The 22,171-nt window shown below is 66.3% G+C and carries 18 protein-coding genes; 13 read left to right on the top strand and 5 right to left on the bottom strand.

Annotated features, from left to right (window positions below):
- Position 1: 1 nt before the first annotated feature.
- Entirely contained in the window at positions 2–493 is a 492-nt protein-coding gene (locus tag O3684_RS08335) for a MogA/MoaB family molybdenum cofactor biosynthesis protein (protein ID WP_500066275.1), read from the top strand.
- An 82-nt stretch (positions 494–575) separates the two neighbouring features.
- Here O3684_RS08335 and moaC read toward each other — a convergent pair whose 3' ends face one another.
- From moaC to O3684_RS08315, 4 genes are all read right to left on the bottom strand, one after another.
- Positions 576–1,058 (bottom strand): cyclic pyranopterin monophosphate synthase MoaC, encoded by a 483-nt coding sequence (moaC, locus tag O3684_RS08330; RefSeq protein WP_003791807.1) that lies wholly within the window; start codon positions 1,056–1,058, stop codon positions 576–578.
- Positions 1,059–1,112: 54 nt separating this feature from the next.
- Complete coding sequence (locus tag O3684_RS08325) at positions 1,113–2,414, bottom strand: molybdopterin molybdotransferase MoeA (protein ID WP_500066273.1); 1,302 nt, start codon at positions 2,412–2,414, stop codon at positions 1,113–1,115.
- A 325-nt stretch (positions 2,415–2,739) separates the two neighbouring features.
- Positions 2,740–3,756 carry an endonuclease domain-containing protein gene (locus O3684_RS08320; protein WP_500066272.1) on the bottom strand — a complete coding sequence of 339 codons (1,017 nt, stop codon included), beginning with the start codon at positions 3,754–3,756 and terminating at the stop codon, positions 2,740–2,742.
- A gap of 414 nt (positions 3,757–4,170) precedes the next feature.
- Positions 4,171–5,211, bottom strand: a complete 1,041-nt coding sequence (locus tag O3684_RS08315) for a zinc-dependent alcohol dehydrogenase family protein (protein ID WP_500066271.1) — start codon at positions 5,209–5,211, stop codon at positions 4,171–4,173.
- Between the two features lie 177 nt (positions 5,212–5,388).
- Here O3684_RS08315 and moaA point away from each other — a divergent pair, with 177 nt between their 5' ends.
- The 11 genes from moaA to O3684_RS08260 all read left to right on the top strand — a co-directional run bounded on the left by moaA (position 5,389) and on the right by O3684_RS08260 (position 20,306).
- On the top strand, positions 5,389–6,453 hold the full coding sequence (moaA, locus tag O3684_RS08310) for a GTP 3',8-cyclase MoaA (RefSeq protein ID WP_500066270.1): 1,065 nt from the start codon (positions 5,389–5,391) through the stop codon (positions 6,451–6,453).
- A 223-nt stretch (positions 6,454–6,676) separates the two neighbouring features.
- A complete protein-coding gene (locus tag O3684_RS08305) occupies positions 6,677–8,029 on the top strand; it encodes an MFS transporter (RefSeq protein WP_455957030.1) in 1,353 nt (450 codons plus the stop codon).
- 69 nt (positions 8,030–8,098) lie between these two features.
- On the top strand, positions 8,099–11,869 hold the full coding sequence (locus O3684_RS08300) for a nitrate reductase subunit alpha (RefSeq protein ID WP_500066267.1): 3,771 nt from the start codon (positions 8,099–8,101) through the stop codon (positions 11,867–11,869).
- Positions 11,869–13,419 (top strand): nitrate reductase subunit beta, encoded by a 1,551-nt coding sequence (narH, locus tag O3684_RS08295; protein WP_500066265.1) that lies wholly within the window; start codon positions 11,869–11,871, stop codon positions 13,417–13,419. The genes O3684_RS08300 and narH overlap by 1 nt, the downstream gene beginning before the upstream one ends.
- Complete coding sequence (gene narJ / locus O3684_RS08290) at positions 13,416–14,105, top strand: nitrate reductase molybdenum cofactor assembly chaperone (RefSeq protein WP_048776045.1); 690 nt, start codon at positions 13,416–13,418, stop codon at positions 14,103–14,105. The genes narH and narJ overlap by 4 nt, the downstream gene beginning before the upstream one ends.
- 5 nt (positions 14,106–14,110) lie before the next feature.
- Entirely contained in the window at positions 14,111–14,887 is a 777-nt protein-coding gene (gene narI, locus O3684_RS08285; protein WP_500066263.1) for a respiratory nitrate reductase subunit gamma, read from the top strand.
- Between the two features lie 323 nt (positions 14,888–15,210).
- Positions 15,211–16,206: a MoaD/ThiS family protein gene (locus O3684_RS08280; protein WP_500066261.1), complete on the top strand. Its 996-nt coding sequence runs from the start codon at positions 15,211–15,213 to the stop codon at positions 16,204–16,206.
- A gap of 101 nt (positions 16,207–16,307) precedes the next feature.
- Positions 16,308–16,727 carry a molybdenum cofactor biosynthesis protein MoaE gene (locus tag O3684_RS08275; protein ID WP_500066259.1) on the top strand — a complete coding sequence of 140 codons (420 nt, stop codon included), beginning with the start codon at positions 16,308–16,310 and terminating at the stop codon, positions 16,725–16,727.
- Position 16,728: 1 nt separating this feature from the next.
- Entirely contained in the window at positions 16,729–17,553 is an 825-nt protein-coding gene (locus tag O3684_RS08270; RefSeq protein ID WP_500066257.1) for a HesA/MoeB/ThiF family protein, read from the top strand.
- A gap of 5 nt (positions 17,554–17,558) precedes the next feature.
- Positions 17,559–18,173 (top strand): molybdenum cofactor guanylyltransferase, encoded by a 615-nt coding sequence (mobA, locus tag O3684_RS08265; RefSeq protein WP_500066255.1) that lies wholly within the window; start codon positions 17,559–17,561, stop codon positions 18,171–18,173.
- A 189-nt stretch (positions 18,174–18,362) separates the two neighbouring features.
- Positions 18,363–20,306 (top strand): ComEC/Rec2 family competence protein, encoded by a 1,944-nt coding sequence (locus O3684_RS08260; RefSeq protein ID WP_500066253.1) that lies wholly within the window; start codon positions 18,363–18,365, stop codon positions 20,304–20,306.
- A gap of 206 nt (positions 20,307–20,512) precedes the next feature.
- On the opposite strand, the gene O3684_RS08255 is transcribed toward O3684_RS08260, so the two are convergent.
- Positions 20,513–21,025, bottom strand: coding sequence for a molybdopterin-binding protein (locus tag O3684_RS08255; RefSeq protein WP_500066252.1), 513 nt, complete (start codon positions 21,023–21,025; stop codon positions 20,513–20,515).
- A gap of 343 nt (positions 21,026–21,368) precedes the next feature.
- On the opposite strand from O3684_RS08255, the gene modA reads away from it, so the two are divergent.
- A complete protein-coding gene (gene modA / locus O3684_RS08250) occupies positions 21,369–22,166 on the top strand; it encodes a molybdate ABC transporter substrate-binding protein (RefSeq protein ID WP_500066251.1) in 798 nt (265 codons plus the stop codon).
- The last annotated feature ends 5 nt before the right edge of the window (positions 22,167–22,171 follow it).

The following is a 22,171-nucleotide window of genomic DNA, read 5'->3' as shown; positions in this document are numbered from 1 at the left end:
CATGATTCCCGCACGCGTCATCACTGTCTCCGACCGCTGTTCCGCCGGCGTCGCCGAGGACCTCTCCGGGCCCCTCGCCGCGCGCCTCCTCGCAGACCACGACATCGAGGCGTCGGTCGAGATCGTCCCCGACGAGGTCGACGCCATCCGCGCAGCGATCACCGCAGCCGTCGAGGACGGCGCCCGCTTCGTCTTCACGACCGGCGGCACCGGCCTCGCGCCCCGCGACGTCACCCCCGAGGCGACCGAGCCGCTCCTCGTGACGCGCATCGACGGCCTCACCGACGCGATTCGGCGCCGCGGCGAAGAAAAGGTCGCCTCCGCCGCCCTCTCGCGAGGCCTCGTCGGCGTCACCGCACGTTCGCCCGAGGGCGCCCTCGTCGTGAACGCCCCCGGCTCCCGCGGAGGCGTCACCGACACCGTGGCCGTCATCGGCCCGCTCGTCGCCCACATCATCGACCAGCTCGCGGGCGGCGACCACCCGCGAGCCTGATCAACCCGCTGATACGACGAGGCCGCCCGGCGCGTGCGCTTCGGGCGGCCTGCGTACGTGACGGCGTACGTTTCGGGGCGTCTCAGTCCTGCGGGTCCTCCGGGCGCACCCAGTCGCCGCTGCGACCGCCCGACTTCGCCACGATCTTCGCCTCGCGGATGCGAGCGGAGCGATCCACACCCTTGACCATGTCCACGATCGCGAGAGCCGCCACCGTCACCGAGGTCAGCGCCTCCATCTCCACGCCCGTGCGGTCAGCCGTGCGCACGGTCGCGCGAATCGCCACGTGATCGTCCTCCAGGCTCAGGTCCACCGCGCAGCCGTGCACGCCGATCGTGTGTGCGAGGGGCAGCAGCTCGGGGACGCGCTTCGCCGCCGAAATGCCGGCCACGCGCGCCACCGCCAGGACGTCGCCCTTCGGGACTGTGCCGTCACGCAGGGCTTGCATGACCTCGGGTGAGCAATCCACGCGGCACACGGCGCTCGCCTGGCGCACCGTCGGATTCTTCGCGGTCACGTCCACCATGTAGGCGGCACCGTCCTCGTTCAGGTGTGTAAACTTCACGGATTTCCTTTCGTTATGTCTGAGCAGCGGGGTGAGCTCTTACGGGCAGCGGGGTCAGCCTACGAGCGGGACGACCGCCAGCTCCTGGCCCGCCTCGACCGTCTCGATCTCCGGCGCGACCACGCCGATTGCCTCCGCGTTCGCCAGCGAAGCCACCAGGTGCGACTTCGACCCCAGGGAGTGCACCGGCTCCACCCAGCGGGTCCCGGCCTCGTCCCCGGTGCGGGCCCCGGCCTCGTGCCCGGGGGCGGAGACGAAGCGAAGCGGGATGAACTGCGTCTTTCCGGACGGGGAGTCCCACCTGGTGCGCGCGCGGGCGTGGATGCCGCTCGGGGCGGTCGCGCCGCGCTCGGGGGCGACGAGGCCCGACATGACCGCCAGCGCACCCGCGACGTACATGTGGAACGTCGTAAAGACCGACACCGGGTTGCCCGGCAGGCAGATGATCGGCGTCTCGCGGCCGCCCGGGCACACCGGCGTGGACCCCACGCCCTGCGGGCCGCCCGGCTGCTGAGCGACGTGGTGGAATCCTGCGTCCGTGCCGAGGATGAGACGCACGACCTCGTACGCGCCCGCCGAAATGCCGCCGGCGGTCAGGACCAGGTCGGCCTCGGGTGCCGTGTCGAGGGCGTGGCGCAGTTCGGCCGGGGTGTCACCCGTGCGCAGGTGAGCGACGACCTGCCCGCCGGCCTCCTCGACGAGGCCGCGAAGCAGGATGCCATTCGAATCGGGAATCTGGCCGCGCTCGAGGGCCTCGCCGGCGCGCTTGAGTTCCGTGCCCGTCGACACGACGATGACGCGGGGCCGGGGCAGAACCGTCAGGGTGCCGTGCCCGACCGAGGTCGCGGCCGCCAGCGCCGCCCCATCCAGGACGCGTCCCGCCTCCAGGACCGGGGAGCCAGCCGCGAGGGCCTCGCCGGCAACACGCACGTTCTCGCCCAGCTTCGGGGCAACGCGGATCTCCACCGTCTCGGGCGCCTGCGCGATGCCCGCCGCATGATCCGTCTGCTCGACCTTCACGACGGTATCCGCGCCAGCCGGGATGGGGGCGCCCGTCATGATGCGCCACGCCTGCCCCGCCTCAAGGCGATTGTCGCGGGTGTCGCCCGCCGGAATATCACCGGCGACGGGCAGGGTCCACGGGCCCTCGCCCGCCAGGTCCTCCCGACGCACCGCGAACCCGTCCATCGCGGAGTTCGTGAACGGCGGCAGCGGGATCAGCGAGCGGACGTCGACCGCCAGGCGGCGACCCAGGCACTCCTCGACGGGAAGCGTGTCGTGAGGGAGGACATGACTATGCGCCAGCGCCTCGATCAGCTCGCGATGCTGCGCGGTAGACAAGGTGGGATCGTGCATGTGTCCAGTGTAGAGCCAGGTGGCGTGGGGGAGGGACGTAGGCGGCGGATGGCGGGTGGTGCGACGGTGTCGGTCGGTACTTGTGTCGGCACTTGTGTCAGCCTGGGCATCGTGACGGGATGGCGGTCGTGTGTGCGCTGCGTGGTCGGTTGCCCCGCGCGCGTGGACGAGGCGTGGGCCGGGTTCGGCAGTGGGAGTACGGGGGGAATTGCACTACAAGGCGGTTCGACACGCCGGCGACGCGCCGTTGGGAGGCTTGGTGTAGTGCAAAACCCCCGTTGAGTCGACAGCTCTCACGTCGTCTCAACCCAGTTCTCACCTCGTCTCACCCAAGGCGCGCGGCGAGCGCCGCGCGGACCTGCGCAACAAGCTCATCGGGGTGGTCCAGATCGTGCCATCCGACGCGGATAATGTGCCAGCCCTCGGCCTCGAGGTGGCGTTGGCGTTCGCGCTCGCGGGCGAGTGAGGCGTGAATACTGCCCGGGTTATCACCGTATTTGGCGCGTCCGTCGAACTCAATGCCGACTTTCTCGGCGGGGAAGGCGCAATCGATGAAGTAACGACGGCCCCGCGTGTGGACCTCGACCTGTGTGCGCATGCCGGTGAGGCCTGCTGCGCACAGCTCATACAGCACGCGTGCTTCTCCGGGGGAGGCGCATCCGGCATCAGCATGGGCGATGATCCACTGTGCTTGAGAGCGGCCCCGAGCCCTATTGCCAAGACGCGTAAGCTCTACGCTCAGTAACTCTTTCCAGTACTTCTCGTGTCGGCGTGAGTCTGTGAGGTGGAAGTTATCGAAGTGAGTGAAGGCATTACCGATCATGCAGAGCTGGGTGAAGGCGGCTCTCCGGTTCGGTGATGTTCGTGCGACGGTGACCTGCGCTGCTTCGAGGCTTTCGATGTGGAGGCCACGTGCGTCGGCGGTTGGCGGTAATCGACGAACGCGACTCGGTGTGATCGTTATCGGCTCGAAATGATGCGTGCCGACTGAGACTGCGGGTAGTTGGACCGAATGGGTTGACGTTGAGGAAGCAATAGTGAGCGCAGGTATGCGAGGGACGGACCCGTATCCGTGTGCCCACAGTGCGCATTGTCCGGTGACCACCATGGCACGGTGCGTGTGTGCGAGGTGATAGAGGCGTGCGGCGAGCATGACCTCCGGAAGCTGGCTGGCGTCTATGCCCTCGAGGCGCGCGAGATCGAGGTACGTCCTGCCCGCGATTCTTACAGCCGTCGGTATCTTTGTGAGGCCGTGGTGGCTGGAGCGCGGCACGCGAATGATCGCGCGTTCAACGGCGTCGAGGACGAAAGGAGCGTCGTTGCCCCTGACTTCTTGGCTCATGAGTGAATTCTAGAGCTTTACGTTTCAATTCGGTGCGGTTTGATGCTTCTAATTTTATTTAATCATTAATGATGTTCATGTGTGGCTCGGCGGTGCGCGGGTTTGGGTGCATCGGTGCGCCGTTTGTGCGTGGTGTCACGAGGCGTGGGGTGGGTTCGGCAGTGGGAGCACGGGGGGAATTGCACTACAAGGCGGTTCGACACGCCGGCGACGTGCCGGTGGGAGGCTTGGTGTAGTGCAAAACCCCCTCGTGGAGTCTCAGTCGGTGGCGTTGCGTGCAAACGACACCGGGCAGCCCCGCGAGGTGGCGGGGCTGCCCGGGCAACGAAGCTGTGCAGCATGTGACTGCACGGACGCGGTCGTTATGGCGGCGTTCGGATCAGAAGCCCACGAGACCGCTGGCATGCAACAGAATCAGACGGTGAGCATCACCTTCGTGGCGCGACGCTCATCCATCGCGGCGTAGCCCTCGGCGGCCTGCTCGAGCGGCAGGACCAGGTCGAAGACGGTACCCGGGTTGATCTCGCCGCGGTAGATCAGGTCGATCATGGTGGGCAGATACTTGCGCACGGCGGCCGGCCCGCCGAACATGTGCACCTCGGCGGCGAACATGCGGCTCATATCCAGGGAGACGCCGTGGGGAACGCCCACGAAGGACAGGTGACCACCGGGGCGCACGCAGCCGAGCGCCTGATCGAAGGACGCCTCGTTGCCCACCGCCTCGACGACACCATCGGCGCCCAGGCCGTCGGTCAGTTCCTTGATGCGCGCGATGCCCTCCTCGCCGCGCTCTTCGACGACGTCGGTCGCTCCGAACTGGCGTGCCAGCGCCTGGCGGTCCGCGTGGCGCGACATCGCGATGATGCGGGATGCACCCAGCTGCTTGGCGCCGATGATCGCGCCCAGGCCCACGGCGCCGTCGCCCACGACGACGATGGTCTTCCCGGGGGCGGCCCCGGCCTCGTCGGCGGCGAACCAGCCGGTGCCGAGGATGTCGGAGGCAGCCAGGAGCGAGGGGAGCTGTTCGGGCGTGGGGGCTTCGGGCGTCTTGACGAGCGTGCCGTCAGCGAGGGCAATGCGGGCGTACTCGGCCTGGGTGCCGCCGGCGCGCATGCCGACGAAGGCGTCGCCCTGGGCGGCGGCGGTCGTGCAGCGCGAGGGGTAGCCGGAGCGGCAGGTCGCGCACTCGCCGCAGGAAATGCAGAAGGAACCCACGACGAAGTCGCCGGGCTTGACGGTCGTGACGGCCGCGCCCACCTCGACGACTGTTCCGACGTACTCGTGGCCCATGCGCTTCTCGTGGACGGGCTCCAAACCGCGGTAGGGCCACAGGTCCGAGCCGCAGATGCAGGTGGCCGCCAGCTTAATAATGGCGTCCGTGGGCTCCAGGATCGTCGGCATCGGCATCTCTTCGACGGTGACATTGCCGGGCTCGTGCATGACGACGGCGCGCATGATTCTCCTAGTGATTGGTGCATTGGTCGTGGGGCAACGGTAGCCGTCAAGTCCGCCAGTTCGTCAGCGCCGGCCGCTGTCTCGTTTCTCTCAGCGACGAGGCAGGGGCTGCGTGTCACCGTTCGCGCTCGGTTTTTCGAGGGGCGGACACAGGGCAAATCGCGGTAGGGTTGCGCCATGTCTGTCGAGTTCGTTTCCGCCTCTCAGGCGGCAGATGCGGTGGCGTGCGACGCGCCGCTGCGGCTCGTCGACACCTTCGGACGCGTGGCCCGCGACCTGCGCGTGTCGCTCACCGACCGCTGCAATCTGCGCTGTTCCTACTGCATGCCCCCCGAAGGCCTGGACTGGCTGCCCACCGAGGAAACGCTGACGGACGCGGAGGTTGTGCGCCTCATTCGCATCGGCGTGGACATGCTGGGGATCCGCCAGGTGCGCTTCACGGGAGGTGAGCCGCTTCTGCGCCGAGGCCTCGAGGGGATCATTACCGAGTGCTCCCACCTGCGCACCGACGAGGGGAAGCCGCTCGACCTGGCTCTGACGACAAATGCGCTCGGCCTGGCCAAGCGCGCCCAGGGGCTGAAGGATGCGGGCCTGAACCGCGTCAACATTTCGCTTGATTCGCTGGACCCCGAGCACTTCGCGGCGATCACCCGCCGCGACCGACTCGGCGATGTTCTGGAGGGTATCGAGGCTGCCGCCCGCGCGGGCTTGAGTCCCATTAAGGTCAACACCCTCGTGCTGCGCGGCATGAACGAGGCCGACCTGCCTGACTTGGTCGACTACTGCCTGGACCTGGGCATCGAGCTGCGCGTTATCGAGCAGATGCCGATCGGCCCGGCGGACACGTGGGATCGCCAGAACATCCTGACTGCCGACGAGATCCTGCACATCATGGGGACCCGCCACACGCTGACTCCCGCGCCGCGCGAGGACCCGCATTCGCCGGCGGGACGCTGGATCGTCGACGGTGACCCGAGCAAGAGGCTCGGCGTCATCGCCTCCGTCTCTGACCCGTTCTGCAATGCCTGCGATCGCACGCGCCTCACCTCCGATGGCATGGTGCGTTCCTGCCTGTTCTCCACCGAGGAGACCTCGCTGCGCGACCTGCTGCGCGGTGGGGGAGACGACGCTCAGATTGCCGCTCGATGGGCCGATGCGATGTGGACGAAGCCTGCCGCGCACGGCCTCAACCTCGATGCCTTCGCGCGCCCGTCGCGCACGATGAGTCGTATTGGCGGGTAACCTCCCTTAATTTCCGTAATGCCGGTGTTTTCTAACGGCGGTAAATTGCTTGTTTGTCGTCGGGTATAACGTCCCTAGCGGCAAGACTTTTCCTAGTTCTCGCAAGGGTGATGCACGTCCCAATGCGTTCTTGTGGGTTACGTCATTTCAATTGGTAGCCTCCGTGTTAAAGAATGTCCGGCGCACGCCCGCGCCCGGACTCCCTTCAGACCCGAGGAGAGCCATGAGCGCGACCGAACCTGCGGCCAAGAAGAGCCGCTACCTGCTCACTGACTGGAACCCCAACGACGAGTCCAAGTGGGACTCGAAGCTCGCGTGGCGCACGCTGTGGATCACGACCTACTCGCTGATCCTGGCCTTCTGCGTGTGGTTGCTGCCCAGCGCGATCGCGCCGAAGCTGACGCTTCTCGGCTTCGATCTGAACAAGTCGCAGCTGTACTGGCTGACCGCCCTCCCCGGCCTGGCCGCCGGCATCCTGCGCCTCATCTACATGTTCCTGCCCCCGCTCATCGGCACCCGCAAGCTCGTGGGCATCACCTCCCTGCTGTGCATCATCCCCATGGCCGGCTGGTTCTTCGCGGTCCAGGACAAGACGACCCCCTACTGGGTCCTGCTGACCCTCGCCTTCATGTGTGGCATCGGCAGCGGCTCGTTCTCCGGCTACATGCCCTCCACCGGCTACTTCTTCCCCAAGCGCCTCGCCGGGACGGCCCTCGGCCTGCAGGGCGGCATCGGCAACCTCGGCATGTCTGTCATCCAGCTGGTCGGCCCCATCCTCATGGGCTTCGGCCTCTTCGGCATGACCTGGCTGGCCCCGCAGACGCAGGTGAAAGGTGACCACGTCGGTGAGAGCATCTGGGTCTACAACGCCGCGATCTTCTTCATTCCGTGGTGCCTCGTTGCCGCGATCCTCGCCTTCATCTGGCTGCGCGACGTGCCCGTCAAGGCCAACATCAAGCAGCAGCTGGACATCTTCTCCAACCCCAACACCTGGTACATGACCATCCTCTACGTCATGACCTTCGGCCTCTTCTCCGGCTTCTCCGCCGTCTTCGCTCTCCTCATTAACAATCAGTTCGGTGGTGACTCCACCCTCGGCCTGAGTGTCAAGGGCGCGACCTTCGCCTTCCTCGGTCCTCTCATCGGCTCGATCATCCGCATGTCCTGGGGCATCTTCTGCGACCGCATGGGCGGCGCCATCTGGACCTTCATCTCCGGCGTCGGCATGGCGATCACCCTGGGCGGCATCGCCTGGGTCCTGTACAACCCCACCGGTTGGACCGACTTCTACATCTTCATGGCGCTCATGCTCACCATGTTCCTGTTCTCCGGCTTCGGCAACGCCGGCACCTTCAAGCAGATGCCGATGATCATGCCGGCCCGCCAGGCCGGCGGCGCCATCGGCTTCACCTCCGCCATCGCATCCCTCGGCCCCTTCCTCGTCGGCGTCGCCCTCTCCGCGGTCGGCACCGGCGGCGCCTGGGCCTTCTTCCTCGGATGCGCCATCTTCTGCGCCCTGTGCTCGGTCCTGTGCTGGATCATGTACGCGCGCAAGAACGCCCCGTTCCCCGGCTGATCCACCCGGCACTGCGCGGTGCCGAACGGACCTGCCACTGCCTCGTCAATCGACTCTTAGGAGCACCCCATGACGAATCTCGAATCCGATATGACCTTCCCGACCTACGACGGCGAGGTCAAGCCCGCGACCGGCGCGACACTGTTCGCGCTCGGCTCGTGGCTGCGTCGCGGCAAAGCGTCCGCCGACGCGCGCCAGCTCTTCCTCGAGGGCGGCCGCGAAGGCGACTCCTTCTACCGCGACCGCTGGAGCTACGACAAGATCGTGCGCTCCACCCATGGCGTGAACTGCACGGGCTCGTGCTCGTGGAAGATCTTCGTCAAGGACGGCGTCATCACCTGGGAAACCCAGCAGACTGACTACCCGTCGACCGGCGCCGACATGCCCGAGTACGAGCCCCGCGGCTGCCCGCGTGGCGCGGCGTTCTCGTGGTACGAGTACTCGCCGACCCGCATCAAGTACCCCTACGTGCGCGGCGTCCTGCTCGACATGTTCCGCGAGGCCAAGAAGCGCCTCGGGGATCCCGTCGACGCGTGGGCCGAGGTCGTTGAGGACCCGGAGAAGGCGCGCGCCTACAAGTCGCAGCGTGGCCGCGGCGGCATGGTCCGCGTGTCCTGGGAAGAGGCGATGGAGATCGTCGCCTCCGCCTACGTGCACACGATCAAGCAGTACGGCCCGGACCGCATCGCCGGCTTCTCGGTGATCCCCGCCATGTCGATGATCTCCTACGGTGCGGGCGCCCGCTTCCACGAGCTCATCGGCGGCACCATGCTGTCCTTCTACGACTGGTACGCGGACCTCCCGCCGGCCTCCCCGCAGGTCTTCGGCGACCAGACCGACGTGCCCGAGGCCGGCGACTGGTTCAACTCGCAGTACCTCATCATGTGGGGCACCAACCTGCCGCTGACCCGTACCCCCGACGCCCACTTCATGGCCGAGGCCCGCTACCACGGCCAGAAGGTCGTCGTCGTGTCCCCAGACTTCGCGGACAACACGAAGTTCGCGGACGACTGGTTGCGCGTCCAGCCCGGCACGGACGGCGCCCTGGCCCAGGCCATGGGTCACGTCATCCTCAAGGAATTCCACGTCGGCAAGCGCGAGCCCATGTTCCTCGATTACATGAAGCGCTACACGGACGGCCCGTTCCTGGTGGAGATCGGCGAGGTCGGCGAGGGTGCCCACGAGGGCGTCGCCCCGACGACGCTGGTACCCGGCAAGTTCCTCACGGCCGCCAAGATGCCCGAGGGCACGACCGAGCGCACCGAGAACAACGAGTTCCGTCCCCTCGTTATCGAGGCCGACGGCACGGTCAAGGACCCGGGTGGCACGCTCGCCGATCGCTTCGGCGAGGAGGGCGCAGGCCACTGGAACCTCAACCTCGAGGGTGTCGAGCCGGTCATGTCCATCATGGACACGAACGAGTGGGAGGGCGTCGAGATCGCTCTGCCGCGCTTCGACCTGCCGGCAGCTGACGGTCAGGCCTCGGTCGGTGGCGGCTACGTCCTGCGTGGCGTACCCGCGCGCCGCGTCAACGGCCGCCTCGTGACGACGGTGTACGACATCATGCTGGCCCACTACGCGGTTGAGCGCGAGGGCCTGCCGGGCCAGTGGCCCACCGACTACATGGACGCCTCCACGCCGGGCACCCCCGCGTGGCAGGAGGAGTTCACCTCGGTTCCCGCCGGAGCGGCCATCAAGATCGGCCGCGAGTTCGCACAGAACGCGGTCGAGACGCAGGGCCGTTCCATGATCCTCATGGGCGCTGGCACGAACCACTACTACCACTCCGACCAGATGTACCGGACGTTCCTGGCGCTCACGGAAATGTGTGGCACCCAGGGCCGCAACGGCGGCGGCTGGGCCCACTACGTGGGTCAGGAGAAGGTCCGCCCGATCATGGGCTGGGGCTCCTTCACCTTCGCCCTGGACTGGGCGCGCCCGCCGCGCCAGATGATCTCCACCGGCTGGTACTACATGACCACCGACCAGTGGCGCTACGACGGGGCCCCGGCCTCGGCGATGGCGAACCCGATCAAGTCCTCGCACCTGGACGGCAAGCAGCTGGTCGACACGCTCGTCGAGTCGGTTCAGCGCGGCTGGATGCCCTGCTACCCGACGTTCTCCAAGGGTTCGACCCAGCTGGGTCGCGAGGCCGCCGAGGCCGGCATGGCTCCGGCGCAGTACGTGTCCCAGGAGCTGCGTGAGGGTCGCCTCCAGTTCGCGATTGAGGACCCGGACGCCCACCACAACGTCCCGAAGATCCTCGCGAACTGGCGTACGAACCTGCTCGGATCGTCCGCGAAGGGCACCGAGTTCTTCCTGCGCCACATGCTGGGCACCGGCAACGAGGTCAACGCGCAGGAGCTGGAAGAGGGCAACCGTCCCGCGACCGTCAACTGGCGCGACGCTCACCCCGGCAAGCTCGACCTCATGTGGGTCGCGGACTTCCGTAACACCTCGACGACGCTGCACTCCGACGTCGTGCTGCCGGCCGCCACGTGGTACGAGAAGCACGACCTGTCCTCCACGGACATGCACCCCTTCATGCACTGCTTCGACGAGGCCGTGAACCCGCCGTGGGAGGCGCGCACCGACTTCGAGGTGTTCCAGACGCTGGCGCACCTCGTGGGACGCCTGGCCGCCGACCACCTGGGGACGCAGACGGACGTCGTCGCCGTCCCGCTGGGTCACGACTCCCCGGACGCCATGACCATGGCGAGCGGCGTCGTCCCCGAGCAGACGTGGACGCCCGGCAAGACCATGCCGAAGTTGGTCCCGATCGAGCGCGACTACACGCAGGTCGGCTACAAGTTCGACCGCATGGGACCGCTCCTGCCCAAGGCCGGCCTGGCCTCGAAGGGCGTGGCGTACAACGTGCAGGAGGCGTACGAGCAGCTCGGCGACCTCAACGGCCGCGCGCCCATGGACGGCAACGCCGGCGAGGGTGCGCCCCTGTGTGACACCGCGATCAAGGCGGCGAACATGGCGCTGCGCTTCTCGGGCACCACGAACGGCTCGCTGGCCGTTCAGGGCTTCCGCACGCTGGAAAAGCGCGTCGGCAACGAGATGGCGTTCCTGGCCGAAGGTGACGAAGAAAAGAAGATCACCTACCAGGACACCGTCCTGCAGCCGCGCAGCGTTATCACCAGCCCCGAGTGGTCGGGCTCCGAGCACGGCGGCCGCCGCTACAGCGCCTTCGTGCAGAACGTCGAGTGCCGCAAGCCGTGGCACACACTCACGGGCCGCCCGCAGTTCTACGTCGACCACGACTGGATGATGGACATGGGCGAGTCCCTGCCGATCTTCCGTCCCCCGCTCGATCTGGCGCACATCTACGGTGAGCGTCCCGTCGGCGACCACCGTCCCGGTCAGCCGGGTCAGGCCGAGGTCGCGGTGCGCTACCTGACGATCCACAACAAGTGGGCCATCCACTCCCAGTACTACGACAACCCGTACATGCTGACGCTGGGTCGTGGTGGCCAGACGGTGTGGATGAGCCCGGCCGACGCTGAGAAGATCGGCGTGCGCGACAACGAGTGGATCGAGGCGAAGAACCGTAACGGCACCGTGTCGGCTCGCGCCGTTGTCTCCCACCGCATCCCGGAGGGCACGGTGTTCATGCACCACGCCCAGGATCGCCAGATCAACACCCCGCTGAACGAGGAATCTGGCAAGCGCGGCGGCACGCACAACTCGCTGACACGAATCTTTATTAAGCCGACCCACCTGGCCGGCGGATACGCGCAGTTCGCCTACGCGTTCAACTACTACGGTCCCACCGGCAATAACCGCGACGAAGTCACGGTTATCCGCCGCCGCTCCCAGGAGGTGCAGTTCTGATGAAGGTCATGGCTCAGATCGCGATGGTGATGAACCTCGACAAGTGCATCGGCTGCCACACCTGTTCGGTCACCTGTAAGCAGGTGTGGACGAACCGTGAGGGCACCGAGTACATCTGGTTCAACAACGTCGAAACCCGTCCCGGCGTGGGCTACCCCCGCGGCTGGGAGGACCAGAAGAAGTGGAAGGGCGGCTGGAAGCGTACCGCCACGGGCCGCCTCGTTCCCCGTCAGGGCGGACGCGTCGCCTCGCTCGCGAAGATTTTCGCGAACCCGACGCAGCCGACCATGAAGGACTACTACGAGCCGTGGACCTACGAGTACGACAAGCTGCTCCAGGCGCCCGCGAACTCCCGCGCGATCCCGACGGCCCGCGCGAAGTCCGCGATCACGGGCGAGCACATCGACAAGCCCGAGTGGGGCCCGAACTGGGACGATGACCTCGGCGGCTCCATGGAGACCCTGGATCAGGACCCGGTCCTGCACCAGATGAACCTCCAGGTCGCGAAGACCATCGAGGACGCGTACATGTTCTACCTGCCTCGCATCTGCGAGCACTGCCTGAACCCGACCTGCGTGTCGGCGTGCCCCTCGGGCGCGATGTACAAGCGCACAGAGGACGGCATTGTCCTCGTTGACCAGGACCAGTGCCGCGGCTGGCGCATGTGCGTGTCGGCCTGCCCCTACAAGAAGGTCTACTTCAACCACAACACGGGCAAGGCCGAGAAGTGCACGCTGTGCTACCCGCGCCTCGAGGTCGGCCAGCCGACCATCTGCTCGGAGACCTGCGTGGGCCGCCTGCGTTACCTGGGCGTGCTGCTCTACGACGCGGACCGCGTCACCTGGGCCGCTTCCCAGGAGGACGAGCGTGACCTGTACCGGGCCCAGCGCGAGATCCTGCTCGACCCGAATGACCCGCAGGTGGTCGCCCAGGCTCAGGCCAACGGCGTTCCCCACTCGTGGATCACGGCCGCGCAGCAGTCCCCGATCTGGAAGCTCATCACCGAGTACGAGGTCGCCCTGCCGCTGCACCCCGAGTTCCGCACCCTGCCGATGGTCTGGTACGTGCCGCCGCTGTCCCCGGTCGTCGACCAGGTGACGGCGTCCGGCAGCGACGGCGAGGACCACAAGGTTCTGCTGTCCGCCATCTCGCAGATGCGCATCCCGCTGGAGTACCTGGCCGGCCTGTTCACGGCCGGAGACACGGCTCCCGTGGAGCTGGCGCTGCGTCGTCTCGCCGCGATGCGCTCCTACATGCGCGACGTCTTCGTCGACAACCCGACGAACGAGGAGATCCCGGCCTCCGTGGGCATGACCCCGGAGAAGGTTAAGGAGATGTACCGACTGCTGTCGATCGCCAAGTACGACGACCGCTTCGTCATCCCGACCGCCCACCCCGAGATGCCTCGTGGTATCAAGGAGCTCGAGGGCTGCCCGGTGTCCTACGACGTCGAGGCCTTCCACGGCCTGGCCCCCGGCACGTCGAACCGCCCGACGGGTGGCTCGTCGCCGGAGGGACGCCAGATGCTCCCCCTTGAGGTCGTTCGATGAGTACTTTCGTCGGCATTCCGCGTATTCCTACGGCCGCTCCGGAAACGGAGATGGATCCGCAGGACGCGCGCGGCGTGCGCATGGCGGTCTCGGTCCTCCTGGACTACCCGGGGGACGACTTCGAGACCAAGCTGAACGCCGTCGAGGAGGCTCTGGCGGACCTGCCGGAGCCGGCCTCGTCGGCCCTGGCCTCGTTCGTGAGCTACGCTCGCGCCGCGGGCCTGCGCGCCATGCAGACCACCTACGTGGAGACGTTCGACCAGCGTCGCCGATGCGCGCTCGGCCTGACGTACTACACGCACGGCGACACTCGCGGACGCGGCCAGGCAATCCTGGCGTTCAAGGAGGTGCTGCGCCGCGCCGGCTTCGAGATGGACCGCGAGGAGCTGCCTGATCACCTGCCGGTGGTCCTGGAGTTCGCGGCCTTCGACGAGACGGGCACGGCCGAGGGCCTGCTGCGCTCGAACCGTGAGGGCATCGAGGTGATCCGCACGGCGCTGCGCGCCGCGGACTCCCCGTACGCGCCGCTGCTGGATGCGCTGGTCGCGACGCTGCCCGAGCCGGACGAAAAGACCATTGAGGGCTTCCGTAAGCTCATTAGCCAGGGGCCGCCCACCGAGCTGGTGGGTGTGGGCGATCTGTCTGCCACGCCCTCCCCGACTTCCGAAACAACGATGGGACGGTAACGTTCATGGAATCCGCACTTTTGCATGCCGCGTCTGCAGCCGAGACGCAGTCGCTGTCCTTCCTGGACATTGCCCTGTGGGTGGTCCTGCCCTACGTGTCCTTCGCGATCCTCATCGTGGGCCTCGCGTGGCGCTACAAGACGGACCAGTACGGCTGGACGTCTCGTTCCTCGCAGTGGAATGAGCCGACCATCCTGCGCTGGGCGTCGCCGCTGTTCCACTTCGGTGTTCTCTTCGTGTTCATGGGCCACATCCTCGGCCTCGTGATCCCGAAGACGTGGACCGAGGCGGCCGGCGTGCCCCAGCACGTGTACCACCTGATGGCGACGATCCCCGGTACGATCGCCGGAATCATGACGATCGTCGGCCTCGCGATGCTGATCTACCGCCGTCTGGTGTACAAGTCGGTACGCGTGGCGACGACCCGCATGGATATCGTCACCTACGTCATGCTGACTATCCCGGTGCTTCTGGGCGGCGCGGCGACGCTGCTCAACCAGGTGCTCGGCGGGCACGAGGGCTACGACTACCGCGAGACGATCTCCGTGTGGTTCCGGTCGATCTTCTACCTGCACCCGCAGGCGCACCTGATGGCCGACGTGCCCCTCAGCTTCAAGCTGCACATCGTCGCCGGTCTGCTGCTCTTCTGCATCTGGCCGTTCACCCGCCTCGTGCACGCGGTGAGCGCGCCGGTCGGCTACGTGGCGCGTCCCCCGGTGGTGTACCGCGCGCGCGACGAGCGCCGCGAGCACCAGCTGACGCGTGGCGGCATGTCTGACTGATCGATAGTCGGTGCCCGCGCCGCGGTCCTGCCGAAGGGGCGAGGCCGTGGCCGGGTGATCGGCGAGATGAGGGGGTGGGCGAAAGCCCGTCCCCTCGTCTTTATCCTCGCCGCGCGCATTTATCGTGGGGTGCGCTGCCAGACCTGCGCGAATAGAGGCGTCGACCCCGCGTAATGAGACCAGTCGGTGGTATTGGCCGTGCGGAGCGGCTTGTATGCTGGGTAGAATAAAGAGCACTTTGTAAGTAACGTAACAGGTCTAAAGCCGTTTGGTGATGCTCGTCATGTGCATTTCCGCTGATTATGAGGGAGAGAGGACTATCGATGAATGACACCTCCCGTTCTCGGCCTCTGGCTGAAACACTCGCCGCGATGGCTGCCCTGACCCCCGCGCAGCACGCTCTCCTGGAGCGCATTTCGCACCACGCGAGCCCCGTCACCGTCGCCGAACTGGCCCAGGAGGCCGGCTTGCACGTGTCGAGCGTGCGCGAGACCCTTGAGGGCCTATTCTCGCTCGGCCTGGTCGAGAAGCAGCAGCTTCCCTCTTCGGGGCGAGGCCGTCCGGCGCTCGGCTATTCGACGACGACCCCGGCGGATCCGTCGTTTGCGGCGCAGATGCTCCATCAACTGACGTCGTCCCTGCTGGCCTGGTTGCGTGCTGATGCGGCGGATCCCGCTGCGTCCGTGCGTGAGATCGGCTCGCGGTGGGCGGATGCGGCCCTCGTGACGATGGCGGTTCCGGATCATAGCCACGCGCCGAGTCGTCGTCCGGTGCGCGACACCTTCAATATTGCGGCTCACCTGGGCAAGGTGCGCCTGTTCATGAATGCGATGGGCTTCGCGTCGATCCCTCATGACACCGACCCGATGGCGGTCGTGCTGACGGCGTGCCCCTTTACCGAGCCCGGCGCGCCGGATGATCTGGCGCTGGAGCTTCGCCGCGGCATCGTCGAGCGCGTGTTCGAGCGTACGGCGACCGGATTTGCCACGTGGTCACTTGATGTCGATCCGATGGATCCGCTGCGTATGACGATCTACATTCGTTCGCTGAATGAGGCAAACCCGAAGCCCCTGTCGACGACGCTGCACTTCTTCGGTGGCGCCGCTGAGGCTGCCGGTGGTTACGTCCGCGAAGTGCCCTCCTCTGAGACGCCGGAAACGCTCGGTGAGCTCCTTGAACAGCTGAGCGCGGAGAGCCCCGAGCTGGCCCGTATCCTGAGTGTGTCGAGCTACCTGGTGAACGAGCGCTCGGCCCGCCCGGATAGCGAGCTCGCGCCGGGTGCACGCGTTGACGTGCTGCCCCCCTTCGCTGGAGGGTGAGATTTACTAATCATTTGTGTGGGGCGGTCAGGGTTGTAAGACAATCCTGACCGCTTCATCGTAGGATGTGGATATAGCCTCTCCCATCATTGGAGGATCCCATGTCCGCAGAGATTGCAACCGGTATTACCGAGGACCCCCTGGATGCGGCTGCGCTGATCAACAGTGCCCGCCGTGACACCTGTGGTGCCGTCGCGTCTTTCATTGGCGTGGTGCGTAATCATGACGGAGGCGAGAGCGTGGATGCGATCGAGTACTCATCGCACCCGTCATCCCCGCAGATTCTGCGGGAAATTGTCTCGGAAATGAGGGATCGTCCCGGCGTTCATTGCATTGTGGCGTGGCATCGCGTGGGCCGTCTGGAGATCGGTGACGATGCGATGGTTGTGGCCGTTGCGGCGGAGCATCGCGCGCAGGCGTTCCGCGCGGTGGAGACGATCGTCGAGGATGTGAAGGCGAAGCTGCCGATCTGGAAGAAGCAGGAGCTGTCCGACGGCTCTCACAACTGGTCGGGTCTGTGACATGACGATCGGAGATCCCTATTCGCGCCAGAGCGCCGTTTCGGGCCGCTCGGTTGCGCTGCCGCTCATCAATCAGCCTGTCCCGTACGAGGCCGGGGACCCTGCTCTGGAACGTTTCCGTCGCAATTGGCTGGTGTCGGGTATCGGCGAGGCCGGTCAGGCGCGCCTCGCTGCGTCTCGCGTGCTCGTGGTGGGCGCGGGTGGCCTCGGCTCGCCCGTCCTCCTGTACCTGACGGCCGCCGGCATTGGCACGATCGGCATCTGCGACTCCGACGTGGTCGAGGTGTCGAACCTGCAGCGTCAGCTCCTGCACGGCGAGGGCGACGTGGGGGATCCGAAGCCGGATTCAGCCGTGCGTCACCTGACCGGGCTCAACTCGTCGGTGCATTTTGAGCGCTTTGGGCACGTGACCCGGCAGTGGCTGGATGAGCACGGCCACGATTGGGACTTGATCGTGGAGTGCACGGATAACTTCGACGCGAAGTACCTGGTGGCGGACTACTGCGCGGATTCGGGCGTGCCGCTCGTGTGGGGCACGGTCGTGTCCATGGCCGTCCAGGTGAGTGTCTTCTGGTCCCAGGCACCGGCCCCCGTGCCGTCGCTGACGCTACGCAGCCTGCACCCGGTCCAGCCTGCTCCCGGGACGACGCCGGCCTCGCCGAAGGTGGGCGTGCTCGGTCCCGTCGTCGGCCAGGCGGGCACAGCGATGGCGACGGAGGCCATCAAGGTACTGGTGGGCTTCGGCGAGCCGCTCATCGGGCGCGTCCTCATGATGGATGCGGCGACGCAGCGTGCTGACGTGCTGACTTTCGCCCCGTGGGAGTGAACCCCGTGGCCCCGCGCGCTGACGTGGCGGCGATCGTCGTCGGCGGAGGCGGAGGCGAGCGCCTGGGAGGCGTCTCGAAGCCTGACCTGACGCTGGGTGGCGTTCGCCTGATCGACCGCGTGTGCGGGGTTTTGGTGGAGGCGTGCGGTGCGGGATGCGTGGCCGTCGTGCCGCCGAGCGTGCGCGTCCCGGAAGGGGTTATGCGTACGCTCGAGGATCCGCCGAACGGAGGGCCGCTGGCGGGCATCGACGCGGGCTTGCGCGCGCTGGGCGTCGACGACGACGTCCTGGTCGTCGTGGTCTCCGTCGACGCGCCCGGCTTGGCGGGCTCTGTGCCCGCCCTCCTGGATCCTCCTTTGGGGCCGGATAGTGAGGGGCGCATTGCGGTCGGCGGTGACCCGGAGCCCTTCGATCAGTACCTGATGGGCGTCTACCGCGCGGGGGCGCTGCGCCGCATTCTCGACGAGGCCGTGGCTGCCCTCGTGTCCGTTCGCGGCGTGGGGGTGCGTCGGGTGCTGCGCGCGCTCGCGCTCGAGCGAGTGAGCGTCGACGCTGACGTCTGCCGGGACATCGATACCCCCGAGGATGTGGCCTGGTGGCAGGATCTCCTCGGCAAATGATTTGTAAGTAATGCCACAGAGGGTATAGGTTGGGAGGGTCAGTGTCTCACGGCTCACTCCCATCAAGGTGCCCTCATGAAACTTCGTCACGGACAACTGTGGCGGCGGCTCGGACCCGCCGTATTGTCAGGAATTCTCATCGCAAGTCTCGCTCCCTCCACTATCGCCGCGCCAATAGACGGTCAGGACATGCATAGCGACGCGGAGTCCGCCGACCTCGACCTGTCACGCTCGGACGCCGGGGTGGCCGATCCGGCTGACTCCCAGGACCGTGCGGCCTCGGACGGCGCTGACGCCTCAGAATCCGCCGAATCCGCCGAGTCCGCCGAGTCCACCGACGCAGCCACGGCCTCGTCCCAGGAGGAAAGCGCCGACGTCCATACCTACGTCTATCCCGGGACCTCTGGACCGACCCGCGTTCACGTCATCTCCACCCAGGGATCGGACGCAATCCTGCTCGAATCCAAGGGAGTATTCGGCATGATCGACGGAGGCGAGGGGCAAGGTGCGCCCGATGGATCCGATCCTCGCTACCCCCTGCGACCGGGGACCACCCCGGCGTCCAAGGGGGATACGCAGCGGATCCTGGACTACATGTCATCCCAGGGGGTGACCTCCTCGAACCTGGCTTTCTACCTGGGTACCCACCCTCACTCCGATCATATCGATAATGCGGACGACATCATCTACCGCTTCCATCCGCAAGTCATCTTCAGCCCGGAATACTCCGACGCCTGGATCTCAAACCCGAATGCGCTCTGGGACAATCAGTGGGTCTATGACCGCATGATTGCCGCCGCCTCCTGGGCACAGCGCAGCTACGGCGCGCAGATCGTCCAACACGTACGGAACTACGACACGCACGTGCAGCTCGGTGACATGGACGTTCAGCTCATTCCCTTTGATCCCCAGGAGTCCTATCAGCGTCACCCCATTCGCGATGCGAACCTGCTCGGCTGGGGAAGTGTCGTCTCGGCCTTCGGGCACCGCGCGTTCCTCGCCGCCGACCTCGAAATCGAGGGGGACCTCGAGGATCGGATAGCGGCCGTCGTCGGACACGTCGACATGCTCAAGGCGGGGCATCACGGGCTCGCGACCTCGAACTCAGAGTCGTTCATGGCCGCCCTCTCGCCCTCGATGATCATCCAGACCAACCCCGAATGGGTGACCCCGGACCGCCTGACGACCTCGGTCACTGTCAGCGGCACCGCGTCATGGGCGCCAACCGCTGACCTGTGGGACCGGGCGCGCATTCCCGCCGTCGTGGGAACCTTTAGCGAATCGGGCATCAGCTACAACGACCTGTCAGCCGCTTCGTGGGGACATGAGTACTACCAGGGCGTCACGCCGCGGGCGTGGTGGTTCCAGGGTGCGCGCCCCCAGTCGACGTACGGCTGGTGGAAGGGCTGGTCAGGCAACTGGTACTTCTTTGCGGATCACCCCTATTGTGCGACGAGCCAGTGGGTGAACGATCGCGGCACCTGGTACTGGATGGATTCCACCGGTGCCATGGCGACAGGATGGATCTACGACGGAAGCTCCCGATACTACCTCGACGACAAGGGGAACCCGACCGCGCAGGGGTGGCAGAGTGTCGACGGGAACTGGCATTATTTCGTCGACGGTCGTGCGTCAACCGGATGGCTCGCCGACCGGGGAACCTGGTACCGCTTGGACGAGTCGACCGGCGCGATGCTCACAGGCTGGCAGAAGATCGACGGACGCTGGTACTACATGCGTTCCTCTGGCGCTGTGGTGACGGGCTGGCAGGGTATCGACGGCACCTGGTACTACTTCGACGGTGCGGGCACGATGGCCACCGGGTGGATCCAGGACGGTGGTTCCTGGTACTACATGAACGAATCCGGGAAGATGGTCTCAGGCTGGCTGCGCGATGGTGACGCCTGGTACTACATGAGCTCATCGGGCGCGATGACTGTCGGTTGGCAGAACGTGGGTGGGTCCTGGTATTACTTCCACGACTCGGGCGTCATGGCCACGGGGTGGATCCAGGACGGTGGTTCCTGGTACTACATGAACGAGACGGGTGCCATGGTCACCGGTACGCAGGTTATTGATGGCCGACGCGCGACCTTCACGGCCTCGGGTCGCTGGACCGGCTACGCCTCCTGATCGATGCCTCCCGACCGAGGCCTCGTCCCTGATCGTCGGCATGGTTCCCCACAAATGTCGCATGCAATTCCCATGTCAACCTTTCGAACTTTGAAATGGGAATGTTGGTATTTCAACGTTTTCTCGATACCTAAGAAAACTTAGGAGAGCCAAATTGCATGCGACATTGAGAGAGGGGGAGAGGGGGAGGGGGACGGAGATAAGGGTTAGCGCTGTTCGTCGAGCTGGTGGAAGATCGCTCCCAGCAGGGGCGTGACCACCTCGAGGGTGTCCAGCGCTCCGCCGCGCGAGCCGGGGGAGGAAATGACGAGCGCGCCCGAGGCGTCGCGCGCCGTCACGCCGACGACCTCCCGAGACAGACCCGACAGAGGGGTGTCGGCGAGGCCGTGGGCGCGGATCTGCTCGGCGATGCCCGGGATCTCGACCTCGACGATCGAGCGGACGACCTCAGGCGCGTAGTTGCCCACGCCGAAGCCCGATCCGCCCAGAACCAGGATGAAGCGCGCGCCGGCCTCGAGCGCGTCGCGGATCTCCGTCTCGAGGATGTCGGCGCTCTCGGGGATCGCCGCGACCGTCACCGGGCCAAGGCCCGCCTCTGCCAGTGCGGCAGTGCAGGCGGGGGTTACCCGATCCTCCTTCGTGCCGCGCTGAATGCGGTCGGAATAGGTGATGACGTGGGCGCTGATCTGGCTGAGGTCGTAGTCGACGGGCTTGGGCATGGTGTCCTCCGGTGGCGAATGCGTATAAGTGTGATCCTAGTCCCTTCTTCGTAACAAGGCGGGGTGGGGATGGGTGCGGGTGTGACGGCGATTTTGTGAGCGTCTCGGCCGAGGCAAATGAGGCCTGTGTGGGGCCTCGCGCGTCCGGCCATCGTCGAGTGCGCGGAGTTGCTGCCGATCGCCCGTATTTACTACGGGTGCAAACAGGTTAAATAGAGATCTTGATTTCGCTGAAATGAGGGGGAAAAGTAACGATTCGAATGCGGATCTGTGAATCGTTGCGCGCACGTCGCGCACCTTGTTAGATTTAATGTGTTTCATTCCCTCATTAAAGGAGAGGCGAGTGCGCTCCCTTCGTATCCTTCCTGTCCTCGGCGCGGCGGTCCTGGCCCTCGCCGCCTGCACCTCCGGCTCCCCCGCCACCGACTCCACGGCCTCGTCCGAGGCAACCCAGCCCGCAGCCGAGACCACCGTCCTCAACGTCTACGCCGCCGCCTCGCTGACCGAGACCTTCGGTGAGCTCGAGAAGACCTTCGAGGCCGCCAACCCCGGCGTGGACGTGCGCTTCAACTTCGCGGGCTCCCAGGACCTCGTGACCCAGCTCAGCGAAGGCGCGGACGTTGACGTCCTGGCCACCGCCAACGAGTCCACCATGAAGAAGGCCGCCGACGCCTCCCAGGTCGACGCGCAGACCATCTTCGTCACCAATACGCTGACCCTCATCACGACGCCCGGCAACCCCGCGGGCATCACCGGCCTCGACTCCTCGCTCGAGGGCGCCAAGCTTGTCATCTGCGCCCCCGAGGTGCCCTGCGGCAAGCTCACCAAGACCCTCACCGAGAAGCTCGGCGTGACCCTGAGCCCCGTCTCCGAGGAGCAGGCCGTCACCGACGTGCGCGGCAAGGTGGCCTCCGGACAGGCCGACGCCGGTATCGTCTACAAGACCGACGCCCTCGCCGAAGGCGACGCCGTCGAGACCGTCGCCATCCAGGGCGCCGACGAGGCCGTCAACAAGTACCCGATCGCCCTCGTGAGCGCCTCGACCAAGAAGGACGTCGGCCAGAAATGGATCGACCTGGTCCTCTCCGCCGACGGCCAGAAGGTCCTCGAAGACGCCGGCTTCACGCCCGCCGCGAAGTAACATCG

This window comes from Pauljensenia sp. 20925_1_27 (assembly GCF_041432835.1).
In the GTDB taxonomy this organism is placed as follows: Bacteria; Actinomycetota; Actinomycetes; order Actinomycetales; family Actinomycetaceae; genus Pauljensenia.
This window is presented reverse-complemented; position numbering and strand designations above follow the sequence as displayed.